Source organism: Streptomyces sp. NPDC033131 (assembly GCF_055578365.1).
On sequence record NZ_JBVIPA010000042.1, the window covers coordinates 32,448 to 53,302 of the forward strand.

The 20,855-nt window shown below is 70.6% G+C and carries 19 protein-coding genes; 11 read left to right on the forward strand and 8 right to left on the reverse strand.

What is annotated here, in order from left to right; translation table 11 throughout:
• Positions 1 to 159: 159 nt before the first annotated feature.
• The 5 genes from ACZ5XS_RS37095 to ACZ5XS_RS37115 all read left to right on the forward strand — a co-directional run bounded on the left by ACZ5XS_RS37095 (position 160) and on the right by ACZ5XS_RS37115 (position 4,593).
• The gene (locus ACZ5XS_RS37095) at positions 160 to 846 is read left to right on the forward strand and encodes a maleylpyruvate isomerase family mycothiol-dependent enzyme (protein ID WP_468658953.1); all 687 of its coding nucleotides are present in this window, start codon (positions 160 to 162) and stop codon (positions 844 to 846) included.
• Positions 847 to 892: 46 nt separating this feature from the next.
• Positions 893 to 1,549 (forward strand): MBL fold metallo-hydrolase, encoded by a 657-nt coding sequence (locus tag ACZ5XS_RS37100; protein ID WP_468658955.1) that lies wholly within the window; start codon positions 893 to 895, stop codon positions 1,547 to 1,549.
• A gap of 517 nt (positions 1,550 to 2,066) precedes the next feature.
• Positions 2,067 to 2,951 carry an ABC transporter substrate-binding protein gene (locus ACZ5XS_RS37105; RefSeq protein WP_468658957.1) on the forward strand — a complete coding sequence of 295 codons (885 nt, stop codon included), beginning with the start codon at positions 2,067 to 2,069 and terminating at the stop codon, positions 2,949 to 2,951.
• Complete coding sequence (locus tag ACZ5XS_RS37110; RefSeq protein WP_468658959.1) at positions 2,948 to 3,841, forward strand: amino acid ABC transporter permease; 894 nt, start codon at positions 2,948 to 2,950, stop codon at positions 3,839 to 3,841. Before ACZ5XS_RS37105 ends, ACZ5XS_RS37110 begins: the two co-directional genes overlap by 4 nt.
• Positions 3,838 to 4,593 carry an amino acid ABC transporter ATP-binding protein gene (locus tag ACZ5XS_RS37115; RefSeq protein ID WP_468658961.1) on the forward strand — a complete coding sequence of 252 codons (756 nt, stop codon included), beginning with the start codon at positions 3,838 to 3,840 and terminating at the stop codon, positions 4,591 to 4,593. The genes ACZ5XS_RS37110 and ACZ5XS_RS37115 overlap by 4 nt, the downstream gene beginning before the upstream one ends.
• Positions 4,594 to 4,628: 35 nt before the next feature.
• On the opposite strand, the gene aroQ is transcribed toward ACZ5XS_RS37115, so the two are convergent.
• Entirely contained in the window at positions 4,629 to 5,102 is a 474-nt protein-coding gene (gene aroQ, locus ACZ5XS_RS37120) for a type II 3-dehydroquinate dehydratase (RefSeq protein WP_468658963.1), read from the reverse strand.
• 103 nt (positions 5,103 to 5,205) lie between these two features.
• Between aroQ and ACZ5XS_RS37125 the strand changes: the two genes are divergently transcribed.
• Positions 5,206 to 6,252, forward strand: a complete 1,047-nt coding sequence (locus ACZ5XS_RS37125; RefSeq protein ID WP_468658965.1) for a S66 family peptidase — start codon at positions 5,206 to 5,208, stop codon at positions 6,250 to 6,252.
• 60 nt (positions 6,253 to 6,312) lie between these two features.
• A complete protein-coding gene (locus ACZ5XS_RS37130) occupies positions 6,313 to 7,617 on the forward strand; it encodes an MFS transporter (RefSeq protein ID WP_468658967.1) in 1,305 nt (434 codons plus the stop codon).
• A 205-nt stretch (positions 7,618 to 7,822) separates the two neighbouring features.
• Here ACZ5XS_RS37130 and ACZ5XS_RS37135 read toward each other — a convergent pair whose 3' ends face one another.
• The 6 genes from ACZ5XS_RS37135 to ACZ5XS_RS37160 all read right to left on the reverse strand — a co-directional run bounded on the left by ACZ5XS_RS37135 (position 7,823) and on the right by ACZ5XS_RS37160 (position 16,494).
• Positions 7,823 to 8,923 (reverse strand): calcium:cation antiporter, encoded by a 1,101-nt coding sequence (locus ACZ5XS_RS37135; protein ID WP_468658969.1) that lies wholly within the window; start codon positions 8,921 to 8,923, stop codon positions 7,823 to 7,825.
• Positions 8,924 to 9,015: 92 nt separating this feature from the next.
• Positions 9,016 to 10,023: a TerC/Alx family metal homeostasis membrane protein gene (locus ACZ5XS_RS37140; protein ID WP_468658971.1), complete on the reverse strand. Its 1,008-nt coding sequence runs from the start codon at positions 10,021 to 10,023 to the stop codon at positions 9,016 to 9,018.
• 226 nt (positions 10,024 to 10,249) lie between these two features.
• On the reverse strand, positions 10,250 to 12,508 hold the full coding sequence (locus ACZ5XS_RS37145; protein ID WP_468658973.1) for a TerD family protein: 2,259 nt from the start codon (positions 12,506 to 12,508) through the stop codon (positions 10,250 to 10,252).
• Positions 12,509 to 12,556: 48 nt separating this feature from the next.
• Entirely contained in the window at positions 12,557 to 13,123 is a 567-nt protein-coding gene (locus ACZ5XS_RS37150; protein ID WP_217235867.1) for a TerD family protein, read from the reverse strand.
• Between the two features lie 325 nt (positions 13,124 to 13,448).
• The gene (gene uvrB, locus ACZ5XS_RS37155; protein WP_468658975.1) at positions 13,449 to 15,587 is read right to left on the reverse strand and encodes an excinuclease ABC subunit UvrB; all 2,139 of its coding nucleotides are present in this window, start codon (positions 15,585 to 15,587) and stop codon (positions 13,449 to 13,451) included.
• A gap of 40 nt (positions 15,588 to 15,627) precedes the next feature.
• Positions 15,628 to 16,494 carry an MHYT domain-containing protein gene (locus tag ACZ5XS_RS37160; RefSeq protein ID WP_468658977.1) on the reverse strand — a complete coding sequence of 289 codons (867 nt, stop codon included), beginning with the start codon at positions 16,492 to 16,494 and terminating at the stop codon, positions 15,628 to 15,630.
• Between the two features lie 280 nt (positions 16,495 to 16,774).
• On the opposite strand from ACZ5XS_RS37160, the gene ACZ5XS_RS37165 reads away from it, so the two are divergent.
• Both ACZ5XS_RS37165 and ACZ5XS_RS37170 read left to right on the forward strand, forming a co-directional pair.
• Positions 16,775 to 17,641 (forward strand): glycerophosphodiester phosphodiesterase, encoded by an 867-nt coding sequence (locus tag ACZ5XS_RS37165; protein ID WP_468658979.1) that lies wholly within the window; start codon positions 16,775 to 16,777, stop codon positions 17,639 to 17,641.
• Positions 17,642 to 17,732: 91 nt separating this feature from the next.
• Positions 17,733 to 18,287, forward strand: coding sequence for a methylated-DNA--[protein]-cysteine S-methyltransferase (locus tag ACZ5XS_RS37170; protein ID WP_468658981.1), 555 nt, complete (start codon positions 17,733 to 17,735; stop codon positions 18,285 to 18,287).
• A 147-nt stretch (positions 18,288 to 18,434) separates the two neighbouring features.
• On the opposite strand, the gene ACZ5XS_RS37175 is transcribed toward ACZ5XS_RS37170, so the two are convergent.
• Complete coding sequence (locus ACZ5XS_RS37175) at positions 18,435 to 18,863, reverse strand: VOC family protein (protein ID WP_468658983.1); 429 nt, start codon at positions 18,861 to 18,863, stop codon at positions 18,435 to 18,437.
• Positions 18,864 to 18,962: 99 nt separating this feature from the next.
• On the opposite strand from ACZ5XS_RS37175, the gene ACZ5XS_RS37180 reads away from it, so the two are divergent.
• Positions 18,963 to 19,871 carry a pseudouridine-5'-phosphate glycosidase gene (locus ACZ5XS_RS37180; RefSeq protein ID WP_468658985.1) on the forward strand — a complete coding sequence of 303 codons (909 nt, stop codon included), beginning with the start codon at positions 18,963 to 18,965 and terminating at the stop codon, positions 19,869 to 19,871.
• A gap of 77 nt (positions 19,872 to 19,948) precedes the next feature.
• Positions 19,949 to 20,836, forward strand: coding sequence for a carbohydrate kinase family protein (locus ACZ5XS_RS37185; protein ID WP_468659035.1), 888 nt, complete (start codon positions 19,949 to 19,951; stop codon positions 20,834 to 20,836).
• The last annotated feature ends 19 nt before the right edge of the window (positions 20,837 to 20,855 follow it).

Genomic DNA, 20,855 nt, shown 5'->3' on the forward strand with positions numbered 1-20,855 from the left:
GAGCCACTGACAACGCCGGTCGGATTCCCGGATGCGTAAACAATCCCCGGCTCTCCAGCATGCCCGACGCCACGCCCGACCATATAGCACGTGCATTCGATTTACGGTTCCGCTACACGAGCTTCACCCGAAGGTGTGGCCGGAGCTAGGGTCAGCACCATGATTGATCACGCGCATGACCTGGCGTCTGTACGTGACGCTACCGAACGCTTGCTCATCGCAGTCACCAAACTGGACAACTCGGCTGTGACCGAGCCGTCACGGCTGCCCGGCTGGACCCGCGGCCACATCCTCGCCCACCTGGCCCGCAACGCGGACGCCCTCGTGAACGTCCTCGAAGACCGTCCCATGTACGCCTCCGCGAACGCCCGGGATTGCGACATCGAGCGGGACGCCCCGCGCCCCCTCTCCGTCCAGGTCACCGACCTCCGCGACAGCGCGGCGCGCTTCCAGGAGGCGGGGGCCGGGCCGGCGGACTGGTCGCGCACGGTGGAGCTGCGCAACGGGGTCACCGACTCCGCCTCCCGGGTGCCGTTCCGGCGCTGGATCGAGGTGGAGCTGCACCATGTGGACCTCGACATCGGGTACAACCTGGAAGACCTCCCCGAGGACTTCACCCAGCGGGAGATCGACTTCCTCGCCGACCGCTTCCGGGGCCATCCCGACGTACCCGCCGTGCTGATCGAGCAGGACGGCCGGCGCCGGATCACGACCGGCCGTGACGGGACGGCTCGGATCACCGTCACCGGCCACCGGGCCGACCTGCTGGGCTGGCTCGCGGGACGCCGCGACGGATCCGCTCTGACCGTGACCGGCGGCCCACTGCCGGCCCTTCCCCCGCTGTAGTCCGCTCCCCCTCGGCCGGGCCCCTCCCCGCTATAGGCTGAACGTCATGACGTACAGCGGAGTGGTGACGGTCGGCGGCCCGGCCGACGTGCACGAACTGCGAGACGTGATGATCACGAAGATCGCGGTCGGACCCATGAACAACAACGCCTATGTACTGCGCTGCCGGGCCACGGACGAGCAACTGCTGATCGACGCCGCCAACGACGCCGGCACCCTGCTCGGCAGCATCGGCGAGGACGGCATCGCGTCGGTCGTCACCACGCACCAGCACGGTGACCACTGGCAGGCGCTCGCCGAGGTCGTCGCGGCCACGGGCGCGCGCACGTACGCGGGTCGGGAAGACGCCGACGGCATCCCCGTGCCCACCGACGTCCTGGTCGACGACGGCGACACCATCCGCGTGGGGCGCGTGGAACTCACCGCGCGCCATCTGGTCGGCCACACGCCGGGCTCGATCGCCCTCGTCTACGACGACCCGCACGGGCATCCCCACGTCTTCACCGGCGACTGCCTGTTCCCCGGCGGGGTGGGCAACACCCGCAAGGACCCGAAGGCGTTCGCCAGCCTGATCCACGACGTCGAGACGAAGATCTTCGACGCCCTCCCCGACGAGGCATGGGTGTACCCCGGGCACGGCAACGACACGACGCTGGGCGCGGAGCGGCCGCATCTGCCGGAGTGGCACGCGCGGGGCTGGTGACTGCCACCCGTCGCGGAGCTGGTGACTGCCACCCGTCGCGGGGGCCGTGAGCATCCGGCGCGCAGGGCGAGGAGAGCCCGCCCCGTGTGAACCCTCCGCGCTCGCCGGCGTCCTGCGCGGGCTCCCGGGGGCACGGGGCCGGTAAGCGACCGGCGCCCGCGGCCGACGAGGGCCGCCGGCACGCGGGGATGGGCGACCAGCACAGGCGCGCGGCGATGAGTGTGCGCCCCGCGTCCACCCCGCCCACGCGCCCCGTGTGAACCCTTCGCTCACGCCGGTGCCGTGCGCGCGCTCCCGGCGCACGTGGTTGCGCAGTCAACTGGTGGCAGCCCCGCCCAGGACGACGGCTCCTGCGCGGTACGGGCCGCCGGTCTTCCGATCCCCGCCCTCGACCGGCGGCCCCGGCGAGCATCACCTCACGGGACGCGTTCACAAGAATGAAACACCCGTTCCCACCATGCGGACGAATCTCGCCCTGACCTCGACAAACGGGGCGACGGACTGCCACTCTCCCGCCATGCCTCTTGCCTCGCGCCCGCTGCGCCGCGCCCTCGCCGCCGCGACCACAGCCCTGCTCGCCACCGCTGTCGGCTGCGCTCCGCAGCCGGAGGAGAAGGCGGCCGACACGCCTTCGGGGTCGGCCGGGGCCACCTGCGCCAAGGGCAAGCTGGCCACCGAAACCTCCGGCACACTGACGATCGCCACCGACGAGCCCGCGTACGAGCCGTGGTTCAAGGATGGCAAGCCCGCGAACGGCGAGGGCTTCGAGTCCGCGGTCGCCTACGCCGTGGCGAAGGAGCTCGGCTACGACAAGAGCGCCGTCGTCTGGCAGAGCGTTCCCTTCAACAAGGCCTTCGCGCCCGGCGAAAAGACGTTCGACTTCGACATCAACCAGGTGTCGATCAGCGACGAGCGCAAGAAGGCCGTGGACTTCTCGTCCGGCTACTACGACGTGCGCCAGGCCGTCATCGCCCTCAAAAACAGCAAGGCCGCGAAGGCGACGAGCCTCGCCGACCTGAAGGGCCTCAAGCTGGGCGCCCAGGTCGGCACCACCAGCCTCAACTACATCGACGACGTGGTGAAGCCGACTCGGGAGCCCGCCGCCTACGCCAAGAACGACCAGGCCAAGTCCGCCCTGCAGAACGGCCAGGTCGACGCCATCGTCGTCGACCTGCCGACCGCCTTCTACATCACCGCGGCCGAGGTCACCGACGCGACGATCGTGGGGCAGTTCGAGAACCAGGGCGGTACGCCGGAGCAGTTCGGGCTCGTGCTCGACAAGGGCAGCGCGCTCACCTCGTGCGTGACGGACGCCGTCGACGCCCTGCGCGAGAACGGCACGCTGGCGAAGATCGAGCAGCAGTGGCTGTCCGAGGCCGTCGACGCACCCGTTCTCAAGTGACGCTCACCAAGGACGAGTCCGGCCAGGAGAGCGAGGGAAGCGAGGGATACGTCCCCTCGCAGCGGCGCATCGACCGCGAGGCCTACAAGCGCGCCCGCTCCCGCCGCGCCACCGCGATCGGCGCGCTCTCGACGCTGGTCACAGGCGTCGTCCTCTACCTGGTCGTCGTCAACGCACCCGGCTGGGCGCGCACCAAGGAGACGTTCTTCAGCGCCGAGTACGCGCGCGAGGCGTTGCCCAAGGTCCTCGAAGGACTGTGGCTCAACGTCCGGCTGCTGCTGATCTGCGGCGCTGCCGTGCTCGTCCTCGGGATGCTCATAGCCGTCGCGCGCACCCTGCGCGGCCCGGTGTTCTTCCCGCTGCGCGTGCTCGCCGCCGCGTACACCGACTTCTTCCGGGGCCTGCCGCTCATCATCAACCTGATGATCGTGGTCCTCGGCGTGCCCGCGCTGCGGCTGCAGGGTGTCACCGTCGACCCGGTGCTGCTGGGCGGTACGGCGCTGACGCTGACGTACTCGGCGTACGTCGCCGAGGTGTTCCGCGCCGGCATCGAGTCCGTCCACCCCTCGCAGCGCGCCGCGGCCCGCTCACTCGGCCTCAACAACCGGCAGGCGCTGCGGTACGTCGTCCTCCCGCAGGCGGTGCGTCGCCAGGTGCCGCCGCTGCTCAACGACCTGGTGTCGCTCCAGAAGGACACCGGGCTCGTGTCGATCGGCGGCGCGGTGGACGCCGTACGGGCCGCCGACATCATCGTCGGCCGCAGCCTCAACTACACGCCCTACATCGTCGCGGGCCTGGTCTTCGTGGCGCTGACCATCCCCATGACACGGTTCACTGACTGGGTGACGGCCCGGATGGACCGTCAGCGGGCCCAGGGAGGATCCCTATGAGTGACGCCCCCGTGCTGCGCATGGAGTCGGTCCGCAAGACGTTCGGTGGCACGGTCGTGCTGCGGGACGTCGACCTGGAGGTCGCCCCGCACACGGTGACCGCGCTGATCGGCGCGTCCGGGTCCGGCAAGTCGACGCTGCTGCGGTGCGCCAACCTCCTGGAGGACATCGACGACGGCGCGATCTGGCTGGACGACGAGGAGATCACCGATCCACGCGTCGACCAGGACGCGGTGCGCCGCCGTATCGGCGTGGTCTTCCAGGCGTACAACCTGTTCCCGCACATGACCGTCCTCGAGAACATCACCCTGGCCCCGCGCCGTGTGCACGGCGTGTCCCGCGCCGAGGCCGAGGCACGCGCGCGTGAGCTGCTGGAGCGGCTCGGCCTCGGCGGCAGGGCGGGCGAGTACCCGGACCGGCTGAGCGGCGGACAGCAGCAGCGGGTCGCGATCGCGCGCGCTCTGGCCGTACGTCCCCGGCTGCTGCTGCTCGACGAGGTCACCGCCGCGCTGGATCCCGAGCTGGTGGGCGAGGTCCTCGCCGTCGTGCGCGATCTGAAGGACGACGGCATGACCATGGTGCTGGCCACGCACGAGATGAGCTTCGCCCGCGAGGTGGCCGACCAGGTGTGCTTCCTGGACGGCGGTGTGGTCCTGGAGCGCGGCGGCGCCGAGCAGATCTTCGGCGATCCGCGGCAGGAGCGCACGCAGCGCTTTCTGCGGCGGATCGTGGAGGCCGGCCGACTCCCCTAGGCCGCCGGGTCAAGGCCACGGGGAGGCGTAAGCGTTTACGCGTCCGCCTGTGCCGCCCCCACCAGCGCAGCGACCCGCTCCACCCCGAACACGTAGCCCTGCACTCCGCATCCGGCGATGACACCGTTCGCGCGCAGCGAGACGTACGAGTGGTGCCGGAACGACTCGCGCTGATGGATGTTGGAGATGTGGACCTCCAACACCGGAAGCCCGTCACAGGTGTTGAGCGCATCCAGGATCGCGACCGAGGTGTGCGAGTAGGCACCCGGGTTGATCACGATCCCGCAGTGGTTCAACCGCGCCTCATGGATCCAGTCGACCAGCTCACCCTCGTGGTTGGACTGGCGGAAGTCCACCGTTCCGCCGTGCGCGGCCGCCGCCTTGGCACACAGGGCCTCGACGTCGGCGAGGGTGTCGGAGCCGTAGATCTCCGGCTGGCGCTGGCCGAGCAGATTCAGGTTGGGGCCGTTGAGGATCATGATCGGGGCGTGGGCCAGGGTGCGGGGCACGGTTCCTCCGGTCCGTTCAGGATGGGGCGATCCGCCGAGGACCGCTGCTCGGACCCGGTTTATCACGGTGCGGGGCCCGGTCGGCCGCCCGTACCCTCCCCGTATGACGACGCCCTCCTATCCGCCCAAGCCGTTACCTGGCGACCGCATCGCCGTGCTCTCGCCCTCGTCCGGCCTGCCCGGCCTCTTCCCGCGCCCTCACGAGCTGGGCCTGGAGCGGCTGCGCAAGGAGTACGGGCTCGAACCGGTCGAGTACCCGGCGACCCGCAAGATGGGCTCCACGCCGCAGGAGCGTGCCGACGACCTCCACGCCGCCTTCGCCGACCCGGACATCAAGGCGGTCGTCGCGTCGATCGGCGGTGACGACCAGATCACCGTACTGCCGCTGCTGGACCGGGAGTTGATCGCCGCGAACCCGAAGCCGTTCTTCGGGATGAGTGACAACACGAACCTGCTCGCGTTCCTGCGCAACGCCGGGATCGTCGGCTACCACGGTGCGACCGTGATGTGCGAGCTGGGCCGGCCCGGCGCCATGCACCCGCAGACCGCCGAGTCGCTGCGCGCGGCCCTGTTCACCTCGGGCGAGTACGAGTTGCGGCCCGCCGAGCGCTGGAACGACGTCAACGGCGACTGGGCCGACCCCGCGACCTTCGACGCGGAACCGGAGACCCGACCCGGCACCGGATGGACCTGGGTGAACCCCGACCGGGTGGTCGAGGGCCGCAGTTGGGGCGGATGCCTGGAGATCCTCGGCTGGCTACTGATGGCCGACCGCGAGGTCTCGCACGACCTGACCGAGTACGACGGCGGCGTACTCCTCCTGGAGACCTCGGAGGACATGCCAAGTGCCGCGGAGGTCTTCTCGACGATGCGCAACATGGGCGAGCGCGGCCTGCTCCAGCGGTTCTCCGCGCTGCTGATGGGCCGAGCGAGGACCTGGTCCCTCGAGCGCCCCAACAGCCCGCAGGAGGCCGCTCGTTACGCCGCCGGACAGCGCGAGGCCGTGCTGCGCGCCATGCGGGCGTACGCCCCCGACACCACGATCGTCCTCGACGTCGACTTCGGTCACACCGACCCCCAGCTCGTCATCCCCTACGGCGGTATCGTCCGCGTCGACGGTCCCGCCCGGCGCATCACCGTCACCTACTGACGCACACCGCGACCCCGCGCGCCCCCGTAACCCGTGATCACCGTGGGTAGTTGACGCGGCATGCACGACGTACGCACCGTAAAGGCACCCTCCATGCTGCGGCTCGCGGCCGCCTCGCTCGCCGGGACGGCCATCGAGTTCTACGACTTCTTCGTCTACGGGACCGCCGCGGCGCTGGTCCTGGGGCCACTGTTCTTCCCCACGTTCTCGCCGGTGGCGGGGACGCTGGCCGCCTTCGGGACGTTCGGTGTCGGGTTCGTCGCCCGGCCGCTGGGATCGGTGCTGTTCGGACACATCGGCGACCGGCAGGGGCGCAGGCCGGTCCTGGTCGCCTCACTGTTGCTGACGGGTGCGTCCACGGTCGCGGTCGGCTGCGTACCGACCTACGACACCATCGGCGTCGCCGCTCCCGTGCTCCTGCTCGTGCTGCGCTTTCTGCAGGGGCTCGGGCTCGGCGGGGAGTGGGGCGGGGCCGTGCTGCTGACCGTGGAACACGCGCCCGCCGAACGGCGTGGCCTGTGGTCGAGCTTCCCGCAGATCGGGCCCGCGGTGGGCTTTCTGCTCGCGAACGGCGTGGTGCTGGCGCTGTCGGCGACGCTGTCCGAGGCGCAGTTCGCCCAGTGGGGCTGGCGGGTGCCGTTCTGGGCGGCCGGAGTGCTGGCCGTGGTGGGGCTGTGGCTGCGCTCCTCGCTCGTCGAGAGCCCCAGCTTCCTCGAGATCGACGACCACGCGCGCGTGCCGCTCGCCGAGGTGACGCGTGACCACTGGCGGCTGGTCCTGCTGACCGCGGGGGCACTCGCGATCGGGTACGCGATCTTCTACGCCGTGACGACCTGGTCCCTCGCCTACGCCACCGAGCGGCTCGGCGTGAGCCGGACCGTCATGCTGACCTGCATCATGGCCGCGGTGCTGGTGAAGGGCTCACTGACGCCGGTGGCGGCGATGCTCGGCGACCGGTACGGACGTCGGCCGTTGTGCCTGGCCGGGTGTGCGGGCGCCGCCGTGTGGATGTTCCCGATGGTCGCGCTCCTCGCCACGGGAGAGCCGGTGCTGATGTTCCTCGGTTTCCTGGGGGCGATGCTCGCGTTCATCAGCATGTTCGCGGTGATCGCCGCCTATCTGCCGGAGCTGTACGAACCCCGGGTGCGCTGCACGGGCGCCGCGGTCGGCTACAACCTCGGCGGGGTCGTCGGGGGCGCGCTGACGCCCCTCGTGGCCACCGCGCTCGTCGAGCAGGGCGGCCGGGTGCCGTGGGGTGTCGGGGCGTATCTGACAGGGATCGCCCTGCTCAGCCTGGGGTGCTTCGCGCTGCTTCCCGAGACGCGGCCGGTGCCGGTGGTGGCGGCGGAACCGGCCACCGGATGAGCGCGGGCGGTGCGTAAACGCTTGCGCGAGCGTTTACGCCGGCTTGGTGGGCGGCCATCCGGTGATCGGCCGACTGTCGAGGGATCGACCGTCCGGGGTTGCTCGTGCACGGACTCACCGTGCATGGGCTGATCGTGCAAGGGCTGATCGTGCAAGGGCTGATCGGACTGATCGTCTAGGGATTGAGCGTCTAGGGATTCGGCGTCTAGGGATTGATCGCCAGTTCGAGATACGCCGCGAACAGGACCAGGTGGACCCCTCCCTGGAGTGGCGTGGCCCGGCCCGGCACCACCGTCAGGGAACTCACCACCACGGTCAGCGCGAGCAGCACCATGTGCGTGGAGCCGAGGCCGAGCACGAGCGGGCCGGAGAGCCAGATCGAGGCCAGGGCCACAGCGGGGATGGTCAGGCCGATGCTGGCCATGGCCGAGCCGAGCGCGAGGTTGAGGCTGGTCTGCACCCGGTCGCGGCGGGCGGAGCGCAGCGCGGCGATGGTCTCGGGCAGCAGCACCAGCAGGGCGATGATCACACCGACGACGGCCTGCGGCATGCCGGCTGATTCCACCCCGGACTCGATGGTCGGCGACACGCCCTTGGCCAGGCCGACCACGCCGATCAGGGCCAGGCTCAGCAGCCCGACGCTGATCCGGGTGGTCCGGGCGGACGGTACACCGGCGTGTTCTTCGGCGGCGATGACCTCGCCCTGGCGGCTGACCGGGAGGAAGTAGTCACGGTGCCGTACGGTCTGGGTCGCCACGAACAGGCCGTACAGGACCAGCGAGGAGAGTGCCGCGAAGGTCAGCTGGACGCCGGAGAACTCCGGGCCCGGCTTGCTGGTGGTGAACGTCGGCAGCACCAGGCTGAGCGTGGCCAGGGTGGCGACCGTCGCGAGGGCGGCGCCGGTGCCCTCGGGGTTGAAGACCGCCGTGCCGTGGCGCAGGGCGGCGACCAGGAGGCTGAGACCGACAATGCCGTTGCAGGTGATCATCACGGCTGCGAAGACCGTGTCCCTGGCCAGCGTCGAGCTCTTGTCACCACCGTCCACCATCAGGGTGACGATCAGGGCGACCTCGATGACCGTGACGGCAACGGCCAGAACCAGGGAGCCGAAGGGCTCGCCGACCCGGTGGGCGACCACTTCGGCGTGGTGCACGGCGGCCAGCACAGCTCCGGCGAGGACCACGGTCATCAGCGCGACGACCATGCCGGGCAGGTCTCGGCCCCAGGTGAACAGCAGCATGACGACCGCGAGTACCGGCACGACGGACGTCCACCGTGTCGTGGACGACATGAGCCGAGCGATCATGCAGTGATCGTCGCAGAGGCGAACTGGCCCCGCACTCCAGGAGTGCGGGGCCAGTCGGCGTCATGGGAACTCGGGCACTGCGTCCGATGGGGTCAGGCCTCGATGCTGTCCTTCGGAGCACCTTCGCCCGGCGCCTGCTCCTGCGCCGCCTCGGCCGCCGCCTGCTTCTTGGACGCCCGCAGGCTGGTGATCGTGGTGACGATCAGGACCAGGCAGATCACGCCGAGGGAGACCGGGATGCTGATCTCCGGGACGTGGACCCCGGACTCGTGCAGCGCGTGCAGGACCAGCTTGACGCCGATGAAGCCGAGGATGATCGACAGGCCGTAGCTGAGGTGGACCAGCCTCTTGAGCAGACCGCCGATCAGGAAGTACAGCTGCCTCAGGCCCATCAGCGCGAAGGCGTTGGCCGTGAAGACGATGTACGGGTCCTGGGTCAGGCCGAAGATCGCCGGGATCGAGTCGAGCGCGAACAGGACGTCCGTCGAACCGATCGCGAGCATCACGACCAGCATCGGGGTCATGACCCGCTTGCCGTTCTCCTGGATCCACAGCTTGGTGCCGTGGTACCGGTCGGCCACGCCGAAACGGCGCTCGACGGCCTTGAGCAGCTTGCTCTCCTCGAACTCCTCTTCCTCCTCGTCGGCCCGGGCCTCCTGGATGAGCTTCCAGGCGGTCCAGATCAGGAAGGCACCGAAGAGGTAGAAGACCCACGCGAAGCTGGCGAGGATGGCGGCACCTGCGGCGATGAAGATCGCCCGGAGCACCAGGGCTATGAGGACACCGACCAGCAGCACCCGCTGCTGGTACTGCGAGGGCACCGCGAACTTCGCCATGATCAGGACGAAGACGAAGAGGTTGTCGACGCTCAGGGACTTCTCGGTGATGAAGCCCGCGAAGAACTCGCCGGACGGCTGGCCGCCGGCGAAAAGGAACAGACCGAGACCGAAGAGTCCGGCCAGGACGATCCAGACGATCGTCCAGATCCCGGCTTCCTTGATGGACACGTCGTGCGGCTTGCGGCCGATGAAGAAGTCGACCGCGATGAGCGCGGCCAGACCCAAGATCGTCAGGACCCACAGGGTCGGGGAAACATCCACTGCTGCCTCCGGCATTACGTAACGGCAAGTAACCAGCGTCGTCGCGCTGCCGGAGGTCTCTTCCACCCAGGATGGGCCGGCGCCCCGGGATCAGGCCTGATCCGTATTGACGGGTACGCCGCAGTCGACAGGGAGTACTCCCCTCCGTGGGAACAACCGTACCGAATCACCAAGGAAAGGTAAAGTGATTGGCAAAAGAAGGGTCAAAAGCGCTGGTCAGGCGACTTTACGTGTACTTGGTGCGCGCCATCGCCACACGGGTGAGCACCTGCTGGAGCACCTGACTGCCGGGCGGCACGAGAGAGGGTTCGTACGTCCAGGCGTGCCCGACCCACGGGTCGGCGAGGTGGTCGTCGGGCACCGGGGTCAGTCGCAGCAGTGAACGCCACAGCGGGTCGAGCAATGGACCGTAGCCGGCGGCCTCCTCACGGTCCGCGACCATCATCAGGTGAACGCCGACGGCCGGGCCCTCGTCCGCGAGGTAGCGGAGCTGGGTCACCGCTCGGTCGTCGAATGCGTGCGGGAAGTCGTTCACGATCAGCAGCTGCTCGGCGGTGTCGAGGCCGGGCGGGAGCGAGTCGGCCGCGCCCGCGCGCACCGCCATCTGCACCAGGTCGACGCGCTCGGTGAGCCGGGCCAGAACGTCCGTCACCCCTGCCGCACCGACGGAGGGCGGGGCGGCGAGCACACCCGTCCGCACCAGGGGCGCGAGCGCCTGCGCGGCCGAGCCGGCGGGGTCGATGACGTGCACGGTGAACTCGCCCGCCGGATACACGGCCAGCAGCCGGGCAGCGTGCGCCACCGCCGTCTCCATCGCGAGGCGTCGCAGGTCGTGGGAGTCGGTGAAGGAGCCGTCGAGCGATCCGGCGCGTCCGCTGTCGATCCACAGGCCGCGCTCCAGCGGCAGGCGGACCAGCAGCGGTATGCGCAGCTCGGCGGCCTCCGGCAGGTGCACGTCACCCAGGCGCACCGCCATGGGTACCTCCATCGGCACGCGGTAGCCGTGCCACACGGGGTTGTCCCAGCGTGCGTACGCCGGCGGCAGCGCGGGCTCGACGACATCGACCTCGGCGGTGAGCTGGGCGAGGTCCCGGTCGAGGACCGTTCTGGCCTGGTCGACGAGCTGGGCGTGCTTGGCCTGGGCCGCCTCGCGCGCGGCGTCGCCCTGCCCGCCGAGCCGGCTGCGCGGGTCGGACAGCACCTGGTCGAGTTCCTTCTCCATCCGCGAGTCGGCGAAGTCGACGGCGCTGCGGTACGCGGCCATGGTGCGGGCCAGGTCCTCGAACATGCCCCACACCTGGTTGTAGAGCCGCTCGTCCATGGACCACCCGGTGGCGTCCCCCGCGACCGGCTGCGCGGGCTGCCCCGGGGGCGGTGTCGGCGGAGGCGTCGGCGTCGCGCTCTTCCGCCGCGGGTGGCTGTAGTCGACCGGACCGCCGGGGGCCGCGCCGGGCGGCTGGGCGACGGCTGAGGAATCCGCGGGCGCGTGGCCCTGGGGGTTCGCGGGCCGCGGCGCGGCGGCCGCCGACGTGCTCTGCGGCCCGTAGGGCGAGGTGGGTTGCTGCGGTGTACCGCCCACCGGAGTGCTTGGTGTGCCGTAGGGCGAGCCGGGCTGCTGGGGCGCACCGGGCGCCGGGCTGACCGGCGGACGGTGTCCGGACGTCGGCTGCGGCGGGACGCCGGGGGCCTGCACGCCGGACGAGGACGTGGGCTGCGCGGCGACGCCGGGAGTCTGGGCGCCGGACTGAGACGTGGGCTCTGGTGCGACGCCGGAGGACTGGGTTCCGTTGGGAGTCAGTGGCCGTGGCGGTGCGGCGCCGGAGGCGCCCTGGGCAGCGGAGTCGCCCTGGTCGCCGCTGAGGGCCGGTGCGGTCGCCTGCCGGGAGCGGTCGGCTTCGGCGGGGCGCGACGGTGCCGGGAGCGAGCGGGCCAGGCCCTGGGCCACCGCTTCGTTGATACCGCTCGCCAGTCCGTGGGCCTCGGCCAGCCCCTGGTCGGTGAGGAGGTCGCCGAGTCCGCCCGCGTACCCCTGGCCGACGGCACGCACCTTCCAGGCGCCCTGCCGGCGGTACAGCTCCAGGGCGACGACGGCCGACTCGGCGTCCAGACCGGTGATCGTGTAGCTGGCGATCTCGGTGCCGTCGAGGTCGGTGACCGCGACGAACGGGGCGGCGACGGCGCCGAAGCACACCGGCCCCGCTCCGCCCGCCGAGGGCAGGGCGAGCAGCACGTCGACCCGGTGCACGGCCTCCGGCACGGCGCCGAGGTCGACCGCGAGGCGATGGTCTGCGGCCGCCTGACGTGAGACCTCGAGCCCGGGCAGGGTGGGTGCGCCCGGGTGGGCGACCCACTCGACGCCGTGCACCACACCCTGCTCGTCGCCGAGCGTGGCGCCCACCACGACCGGCGTGCCGGCCGCCACCCGGATCTCGAGACGGGCCTGTGAGAGCGGGTGGTTCTGTCCCCGCACCAGCTCGGCCGCCATCGCCTTCTCCCCCTGTGTCGTGTGTCGTGTGCTGCCGCCGCGCTGCCTCTACAGATGCGGCAGGATCGCCGGCATCAGGTCCTGGAAGGTGCGGCCGTTCGTCGGAGTGCCGAGGGCCGTCATCGTCCAGCCCGGTCCCGTGCGGTGCACCTTGGCCATGATCTGGGCCGTGTACGCGCCGCCGCCCGCGAGCGTGTAGCGGGCGAGCTCCTGGCCGTTCGTCTCGTCGACCAGACGGCAGAACGCGTTCTGCACTTCCTGGAAGGTCTGGCCCGTGAAGGAGTTCACGGTGAAGATGATCTGGTCGATGTGGACCGGCACCCGTGACAGGTCGACGAGGATCGCCTCGTCGTCGCCACCCTGGCCCACGCCGCCGACCAGGTTGTCGCCGGTGTGGCGCACCGAGCCGTCGTCGCTCACCAGATGGCGGAAGAAGACGACGTCGACCGGCTGCTTGTCCGCGAACAGGACGGCCGAGGCGTCCAGGTCGACCTCCCGGGTACGCGAGCCGAACAGGCCGCGCCGGGGAGCCGCCTGCCAGCCGAGCCCCATGCGTACCGCCGTCAGGCTGCCGCCGTCGGACTTCTGCAGGCTGATGGCCTGACCCTTGGTCAGATTGACGCCGCCACCGGACGCGCCGCCCTTGGATACGTCCACCACGCGCTGATCCCCTCTCGTATGTCCCCTGTTGCCGCGGGATCCGCGGATGGCCAGCACCTTACGCAGGGCCACTGACACTGCCGTACCCCGATCCACACTTTGTGTCGGTCTTGCAACACAGCGCGCATGCCCGGGGTGGCGGGCAGGTCCGGGGCGCCGGTTCCCTCCAGTGACCGGCGCACCGTCAGGCCGTCAGGCCGTCAGGCCGTCAGGCCGTCAGGCCGTCAGGCCGTCACGCGATCGGACTATCAGGCCGTCACGCGATCGGACCGTCAAGCCGTCAGGCCAGGCCGGCTTCCTTCATCTGGCGGAGTTCCTTCTTCATCTCGGAGACCTCGTCCCGCAGTCGGGCCGCGATCTCGAACTGGAGGTCGGCCGCTGCGGCACGCATGCGTTCGGTCATCTCCTCGATCTGCTCGGCGAGCTCGGCCGCGGGGCGGTCGGTCGGCACCGTCTCCCTGGACTTGCCCTTGGCGGCCTTGGTGCCCTTGGCCGCCTTGCCACCGAGGGCGGGCACGGGTGCTTTGGCGCCCTTGCCCTCCTTCAGCTTGCGGTAGCCGGAGCCGAGCAGCTGCTCGGTGTCGATGTCCTCGCGGGCGATCTGCGCGACGATGTCGTTGATCTTCTTGCGGAGCGGCTGGGGGTCGATGCCCCGCTCCGTGTTGTACGCGACCTGCTTCTCCCGACGGCGGTTGGTCTCCTCGATGGCCTTCTCCATCGCCGGGGTGATCTTGTCGGCGTACATGTGGACCTGGCCGGAGACGTTGCGCGCCGCGCGGCCGATGGTCTGGATGAGGGAGGTGCCGGAACGCAGGAAGCCTTCCTTGTCGGCGTCGAGGATCGCCACCAGGGAGACCTCGGGCAGGTCGAGGCCCTCGCGGAGGAGGTTGATGCCGACCAGCACGTCGAACTCGCCGGACCGCAGCTCGCGCAGCAACTCGACGCGGCGCAGCGTGTCGACGTCGCTGTGCAGATAGCGCACCTGGATGCCGAGCTCCAGGAAGTAGTCGGTGAGGTCCTCGGACATCTTCTTGGTGAGGGTCGTGACCAGGACGCGCTCGTCCTTCTCGACACGCTCCCGGATCTCGTGCACCAGGTCGTCGATCTGACCCTCGGTGGGCTTGACGACGACCTCCGGGTCGATCAGGCCGGTGGGACGGATGATCTGTTCGACGGCGCCGTCGCCGCGTGAGAGCTCGTACTTGCCGGGGGTCGCCGAAAGGAAGACGGTCTGCCCGGTGCGCTCCTGGAACTCCTCCCATTTCAGGGGACGGTTGTCCAGGGCCGAGGGCAGCCGGAAACCGTGGTCGACGAGGGTGCGCTTGCGCGAGGCGTCGCCCTCGTACATGGCGCCGATCTGCGGGACGGTGACGTGGGACTCGTCGATGACGAGCAGGAAGTCGTCCGGGAAGTAGTCCAGCAGCGTGTTGGGCGGGGAGCCGGGCTGCCGGCCGTCGAAGTGCATCGAGTAGTTCTCGACGCCGGAGCAGGAGCCGATCTGGCGGAGCATCTCGAGGTCGTACGTCGTGCGCATCCTCAGGCGCTGGGCCTCCAGGAGCTTGCCCTGCTTCTCCAGCTCGGACAGGCGCTCCCCCAGCTCCTTCTCGATGTCGTTGGCGGCCCGCTCCAGGCGCTCGGGGCCCGCGACGTAGTGGGAGGCCGGGAAGACGTACAGCTGCTGGTCGTCGCTGATGATCTCGCCGGTGAGCGGGTGCAGGGTGGACAGGGCCTCGATCTCGTCGCCGAACATCTCGATGCGGACGGCGAGCTCCTCGTAGACCGGGAAGATCTCGATGGTGTCGCCGCGGACGCGGAAGGTGCCTCGGGAGAAAGCCAGGTCGTTACGCGTGTACTGGATCTCCACGAAGCGGCGCAGCAGCTGGTCCCGGTCGATCTCGTCGCCGACTCGGAGGGGCACCATGCGGTCCACGTACTCCTGCGGAGTACCGAGGCCGTAGATGCAGGAGACCGAGGCGACCACGACGACGTCACGGCGGGTGAGCAGCGAGTTCGTCGCGGAGTGGCGCAGCCGCTCGACCTCCTCGTTGATCGAGGAGTCCTTCTCGATGTAGGTGTCCGACTGGGGGACGTAGGCCTCGGGCTGGTAGTAGTCGTAGTACGAGACGAAGTACTCGACGGCGTTGTTCGGGAGGAGTTCCCGGAACTCGTTCGCCAGCTGGGCGGCCAGGGTCTTGTTCGGCGCCATCACGAGCGTGGGGCGCTGGAGCTTCTCGATCATCCACGCGGTGGTGGCGGACTTGCCGGTGCCGGTCGCGCCGAGCAGGACGACGTCCTTCTCACCGGCCTCGATGCGCCGGGCGAGCTCGGCGATGGCCGCGGGCTGGTCACCGCTGGGCTGGTACGGACTGACGACCTCGAAGGGCGCCACCGTGCGTTCGATGTGGGAAACGGGCCGCATGCCATCAACCGTACGACCCCCCACTGACAACGCGGCCGGATCAGCGGTTCTGCGGGGTGCGGGAGCCCTCGTGGTCCAGGTTCCGCCGGGTGCGCAGGGAGGGCCGGCGGGCCGGCGGGTGGGAGACGAGCTCGCGTGCGGGCACACCTGGCTTGTTCTCGACGGGCGTCTGTGCGGGCTTTCCCATGATGATCAGTGGGTCGAACATCACGACGGCGCCTGCCAGGAGCAGGAAGGCGAGCGGGCCGATCATCATGGGCGCGATCAGGGAGGCCGCGGAGTCGCCCCCGGTGGGGGCCGTGGAACTGTGCAGATGGACCGTGAGGGCGGCCATGCCCGTGTAGTGCATGCCGGTCACGGCGAGCCCCATGACGAGGCTCGCGCCGACGCTCCACAGGAACCCCCGCACCTGTCCGGCGGCCCACAGGGCCGTGGTGGCGGCGACGACAGCTATGACGACGGAGGCGCCCACGGTGAGGGTGTTGTACTCCAGCTTGCCGTTCAGCCGCATGCCGGCCATGCCCAGGTAGTGCATCGACGCGACTCCCAGGCCGGTGATGGCACCCCCGGTCATCAGGGCCGTTCCGGACGCCCCGCGATAGCCGACGATGAAGATCCCCAGGCCCACCATGACGATGGCGACACCCAGACTCGCGTAGGTCATCGCCCTGTCGTAGTGGATCGGCGCCTGCTCGACCTTGAAGCCCATCATCGCGATGAAGTGCATGGTCCATATGCCTGAGCCGATCGCGACCGAGCCGAGGGCCAGCCAGCCGGGGCGCCAGGCGTTGCTGACCATGGCTCTGGTGGTGCAGCGCAGGCCGAGGGCGCCGCCCAGGCAGGCCATGAGATAGGCCACCACCGGTGTGACGAGTCCGTAGCTGAATCCGTCGACCGTGCCTTGCATGCGCGGCTGTCCTTCCGCCCTCTTGCGTCCCGGAATTCCCTGATGTTCGCCCCTTCCCAGGACCGCCCGAGCGGTCGGGGTTGACGCAGAGAGTATGACTCCCACCGGAATGGTCGAACGATTTTCCGGCAAAGAAACACGCCCTTGCCTCAGTTGTGCGGTACCCGTGCGCGGACTTGGGACAACTCCATTCAAGTTGTGTCTATTCTGTGCACCCCTCCCGTTGACTCTCTGCTGTCACAGTTGAGCTGTCTGTGATCGCTCGACGCGAGGAGTACGCATGCACGCGCGCGCAGTTGCCGCCACGACCACCGCGCTCCTGGGAGCCGCCGCCTTCCTGCCCCCCTCCGACGTCCGGGCCGACGGCAAGCGGCCGACGGTCGTCGCCCACAGAGGCGCCTCCGCCTACGCGCCCGAGAACACCCTGGCCGCCGTCGACAAGGCGGCCGGGCTGGGCATCGACTGGGTGGAGAACGACGTCCAGCGCACCAAGGACGGCCGGCTCGTCGTCCTCCACGACGACAATCTGCGGCGCACCACCGACGTCGAGGAGGTCTTCCCCGACCGGGCGCCCTGGAAGGTGCGGGACTTCACCGCGGCCGAGATCGCGCGCCTCGACGCGGGGAGCTGGTTCGGCCCCGCCTACGCGGGCGCGCGCGTGCCCACGCTCGAACGGTATGTGCGCCGCGTCGAGCTTCACCAGCAGAAGCTGCTCCTGGAGATCAAGAACCCGGACCTGTACCCGGGCATCGAGGGCCAGACCCTCAAGGTCCTCGGCAACGAGGGGTGGCTGGACCAGCAGCACGTCGCGAGCCGGCTGATCGTGCAGAGCTTCAGCCCGGCCAGCGTGCGCGCCGTCCACAAGCTGAAGCCGGGCGTCAAGACCGGGCTCCTCGGTACGCCACCCGTGGCGAACCTGGACGCGTACGCGACCTTCGCCGACCAGATCAATCCCTCGCACGGCTCCCTATCCAAGGGGTACGTCTCGGCCGTCCACGCCTTCACGGGTCCGCACGGCAGGCCGCTGCAGGTCTTCGCCTGGACCGTCGACTCCGCGGCCGCCGCCCGACGTGTCGCCGGGTACGGGGTCGACGGCGTCATCAGCAACAAGCCGGACCTGGTGGGCGCCGCGCTGCGCTGGGGCTGACCGCCGCTGCCCGAGCAGCCCCGCGGGGCCTCGCCGGAGGCTCCCCGCGCTTCCCCGGGCGTTGTCAGTGGCGGGTCGTACGGTGGGTCGCATGAACAGCCATGGGCAGTACGGGCAGCAGGTCGTGTGGACGGTCGTCACCACCGGCGTCGGTCCGCTGCTGCTGGCCGCGACCCGCGAGGGTCTGGTCAACGTGGTGTTCCACGCCACGGACGCGGTCCGCGACAAGGCGTTGGACCGGCTCGCGTCCCGGCTGGGCGGCGAGCCCGTCGAAGCGCCCGGCTCCCCGCTGCTGGCCGAGGCGATACACCAGGTGGAGGCGTACTTCGCCGGGGAGCGGCACGACTTCGAGCTGCCGCTGGACTGGTCGCTGATCTCGGGCTTCAACCGGCAGGTGCTGCGCGAACTGGCGTCCGGTGTCCCGTTCGGCACGGTGGTCGGGTACGGCGATCTGGCGGGGCGAGTGGGTCAGCCGGGCGCGGCCCAGGCGGTGGGAGTGGCGATGGGCTCCAATCCGCTGCCGGTCGTCGTGCCGTGTCACCGGGTCGTGGAGCGCGACGGCGGCATCGGCGGGTTCGGGGGCGGCCTGGAGACCAAGCGGAAGCTGCTGGCCCTGGAGGGCGTGCTGCCCGAGCCGCTGTTCTAGCCGAGGCCGCGAGGAGCGGGAGCGCCGGAACGCCGGGAACGCCGGGAACGCCGGGACGTCGAAGAGTCGGGCTCGGACTCGGGCTCGGGTGGGCGAAGAGACGTCGCTCAGGGGGGCCACACCACGCGCGCGTGACCCCCTCGCACGCTAGTTGTAGTGCCGCGCCTCGAAGACGTTCCCGTCCGGGTCCCGGAAGTAGAAGCTCCGCCGGGCCGACCCGCGGGCGCCGAAGGAGTCGTAGGAGAAGTCCGAGACCGGGACCGACCGTTCTTCCAGGCGGGCGCGCAGTGCCTCGAAGTCGTCGCCGGCCAGGGCCAGGCAGACGTGGTTGACCGGGTGGCCCGCGCTGTCGGCGGCGCCGGGAAGCATCTTCATACGCTCCGCCATGGAGTGCGGCATGAGATCGAAGATGGTCTCGTCGTTGAGCCGTACGGAGGGAAAGGGTTCCGCCCCCGCGGTGAATTCGGAGAGCCTCAGGGGTTCAAGGCCGACCGCCTTCTCGTAGAAGTCGGCCGCCGCCACCGGGTCGTGCACCCAGAGGACGACATGGTCGAGACGTGTGGTGTTGTCCGTCATGGATCCCAGGCTGGTGTCGTCCCCCACAGGCCGCAAGTGTTTGACCGGGTGCGCCGCCCGCCAGAGATGAGGGAAGACCGACCGACAGGAGGCAGGCACGTGGTGCTGGTGGTGTCCGAAGAAGTGCGTGACGCGATCGACGCGCGTCGCCCCGTGGTGGCGCTCGAGTCCACGATCATCGCGCACGGGCTGCCGCGCCCGCGCAACCTGCAGGTGGCGCTGGAGCTGGAGGACGTCGTACGGCAGGAGGGTGCCGTACCCGCGACGATCGCCGTGCTGGACGGGCGGCCTCATGTCGGCCTGGACAAGCAGCAGTTGGAGCGGGTCGCGAACGAGGACGGCATCCGCAAGCTGGGCCACCGCGACCTGCCGCTCGCGGTGGCCTCCGGGGCGAGCGGGGCCACCACGGTGTCGGCGACCGCGCTGCTGGCGGCCCTGGCGGGCGTGCGGGTGTTCGCCACGGGCGGGCTCGGCGGGGTGCACCGGGAGTGGACGGTGACCCAGGACGAGTCGGCCGACCTCGGCCTGCTGGCCCGGACGCGGATCACCGTCGTGTGCGCGGGCGTGAAGTCGATCCTGGACGTGCCGGCGACCCTGCAGCGGCTGGAGACACTGGGCGTGGCGGTGGCCGGGTACGGCACCGACCGGTTCCCCGGCTTCTACCTGTCGGACTCGGGTCATCCCGTGGAGTGGACGCTGGACAGCCCCGGGCAGGTGGCGGACGTCATGCGGGCGCAGGACGCGGTCGCCGGACCCGAGTCGGCGCTGATCGTCGCCAACCCGGTGCCCGAGGCGGAGCAGCTGGATCCCGAGCTGCACGCGCGCGTGCTCGCCGACGCGCTGCACGCGTGCGAGGAGGAGGGGGTCACCGGGCAGGGAGTCACGCCGTTCCTGCTGAACTACCTGGTGCGGCACACCGACGGTGCCTCGCTGACCGCGAATCTCGCGGCGGTGCGCGGCAACGTACGGCTGGCCGCGCGGATCGCGGCGGCCTGGGCGGGGGCGTGACGGCGCGGCGACCTGGGCGCGGTGGGGCCGCAGGGCCGGATCACCGGCGCGGCGGAGGATCCCCGGACGGCGCGCTCCTGGTCGTGGGGGACGTCATCACGGACGTCGTGGCCCGGCACCGAGGCCCCCTCGCGGCGGGCACCGACACGGCCGCGACGATCCGGACGGTGCCGGGCGGCGCGGGCGCCAACGTGGCCTGCTGGGCCGCGCACCGCGGCGGTGCCGAGGTGAGGCTGCTCGGGCGAGTGGGCGCGGACTCGGCCGCCTGGCACGAGCGGGAGCTGGTCGCGTGCGGTGTACAGCCCCGGCTGGTCGTCGACCCCGAGGCGGCGACCGGCACGGTGATCTGCCTCGTCGACGCGGGGAACGCCGCTGAGCGGACGTTCCTCACGGACAGCGGGGCGTCGCTGCGGCTCGCGCCCGACGACTGGTCGGACACGCTGCTCGACGGGGTCGCGCGGCTTCATCTGTCGGGATACCTGCTGTTCTCCGAGCAGAGCCGCGCGCTGGTGGCGGTCGCGCTGGCGGCGGCACGCACGCGTGGGGTGCCGGTGAGCCTGGATCCGGCGTCGGCCGGTTTCCTCGTGGAGCTGGGAGTCGACCGCTTTCTGACGCTCATCGAGGGCGTCGACGTCCTGCTGCCCAGCCGAGACGAGGCATGCCTGCTCACGGGACTGCCCGAGGCGGCGGACGCGGCGGCCAAGCTGAGCCGTCACGTCCCGCTGGTCGTCGCCAAGCAGGGCGCGGAGGGTGCGCTGGTGGCCCGCTCCGGCACGGTGGTCGCCCACGTCCCGGCGGTCCCGGCGACGCTCCGGGACACCACCGGAGCCGGCGACGCCTTCACGGGTGCCTTCCTCGCCGCCCTCCTCATGGGCGCCGGGCCGGAAGCCGCGGCGGCGGAGGGGTGCCGGGCGGGCGCCGTGGCCGTCGAGCGGGTGGGGGGCCGGCCGCCGGTGGACGCCTGACGGAAGCGGGCGGCTCGGA

Coding starts and splice junctions, on each gene's coding strand:
- ACZ5XS_RS37100 (WP_468658955.1), top strand. CDS start 893: ATGACGTACAGCGGAGTGGTGACGGTCGGCGGCCCGGCCGACGTGCAC.
- ACZ5XS_RS37175 (WP_468658983.1), bottom strand. CDS start 18,863: ATGACGGACAACACCACACGTCTCGACCATGTCGTCCTCTGGGTGCAC.
- ACZ5XS_RS37095 (WP_468658953.1), top strand. CDS start 160: ATGATTGATCACGCGCATGACCTGGCGTCTGTACGTGACGCTACCGAA.
- ACZ5XS_RS37125 (WP_468658965.1), top strand. CDS start 5,206: ATGACGACGCCCTCCTATCCGCCCAAGCCGTTACCTGGCGACCGCATC.
- ACZ5XS_RS37115 (WP_468658961.1), top strand. CDS start 3,838: ATGAGTGACGCCCCCGTGCTGCGCATGGAGTCGGTCCGCAAGACGTTC.
- ACZ5XS_RS37145 (WP_468658973.1), bottom strand. CDS start 12,508: ATGGCGGCCGAGCTGGTGCGGGGACAGAACCACCCGCTCTCACAGGCC.
- ACZ5XS_RS37130 (WP_468658967.1), top strand. CDS start 6,313: ATGCACGACGTACGCACCGTAAAGGCACCCTCCATGCTGCGGCTCGCG.
- ACZ5XS_RS37160 (WP_468658977.1), bottom strand. CDS start 16,494: ATGCAAGGCACGGTCGACGGATTCAGCTACGGACTCGTCACACCGGTG.
- uvrB (WP_468658975.1), bottom strand. CDS start 15,587: ATGCGGCCCGTTTCCCACATCGAACGCACGGTGGCGCCCTTCGAGGTC.
- ACZ5XS_RS37105 (WP_468658957.1), top strand. CDS start 2,067: ATGCCTCTTGCCTCGCGCCCGCTGCGCCGCGCCCTCGCCGCCGCGACC.
- ACZ5XS_RS37170 (WP_468658981.1), top strand. CDS start 17,733: ATGAACAGCCATGGGCAGTACGGGCAGCAGGTCGTGTGGACGGTCGTC.
- ACZ5XS_RS37135 (WP_468658969.1), bottom strand. CDS start 8,923: ATGATCGCTCGGCTCATGTCGTCCACGACACGGTGGACGTCCGTCGTG.
- ACZ5XS_RS37165 (WP_468658979.1), top strand. CDS start 16,775: ATGCACGCGCGCGCAGTTGCCGCCACGACCACCGCGCTCCTGGGAGCC.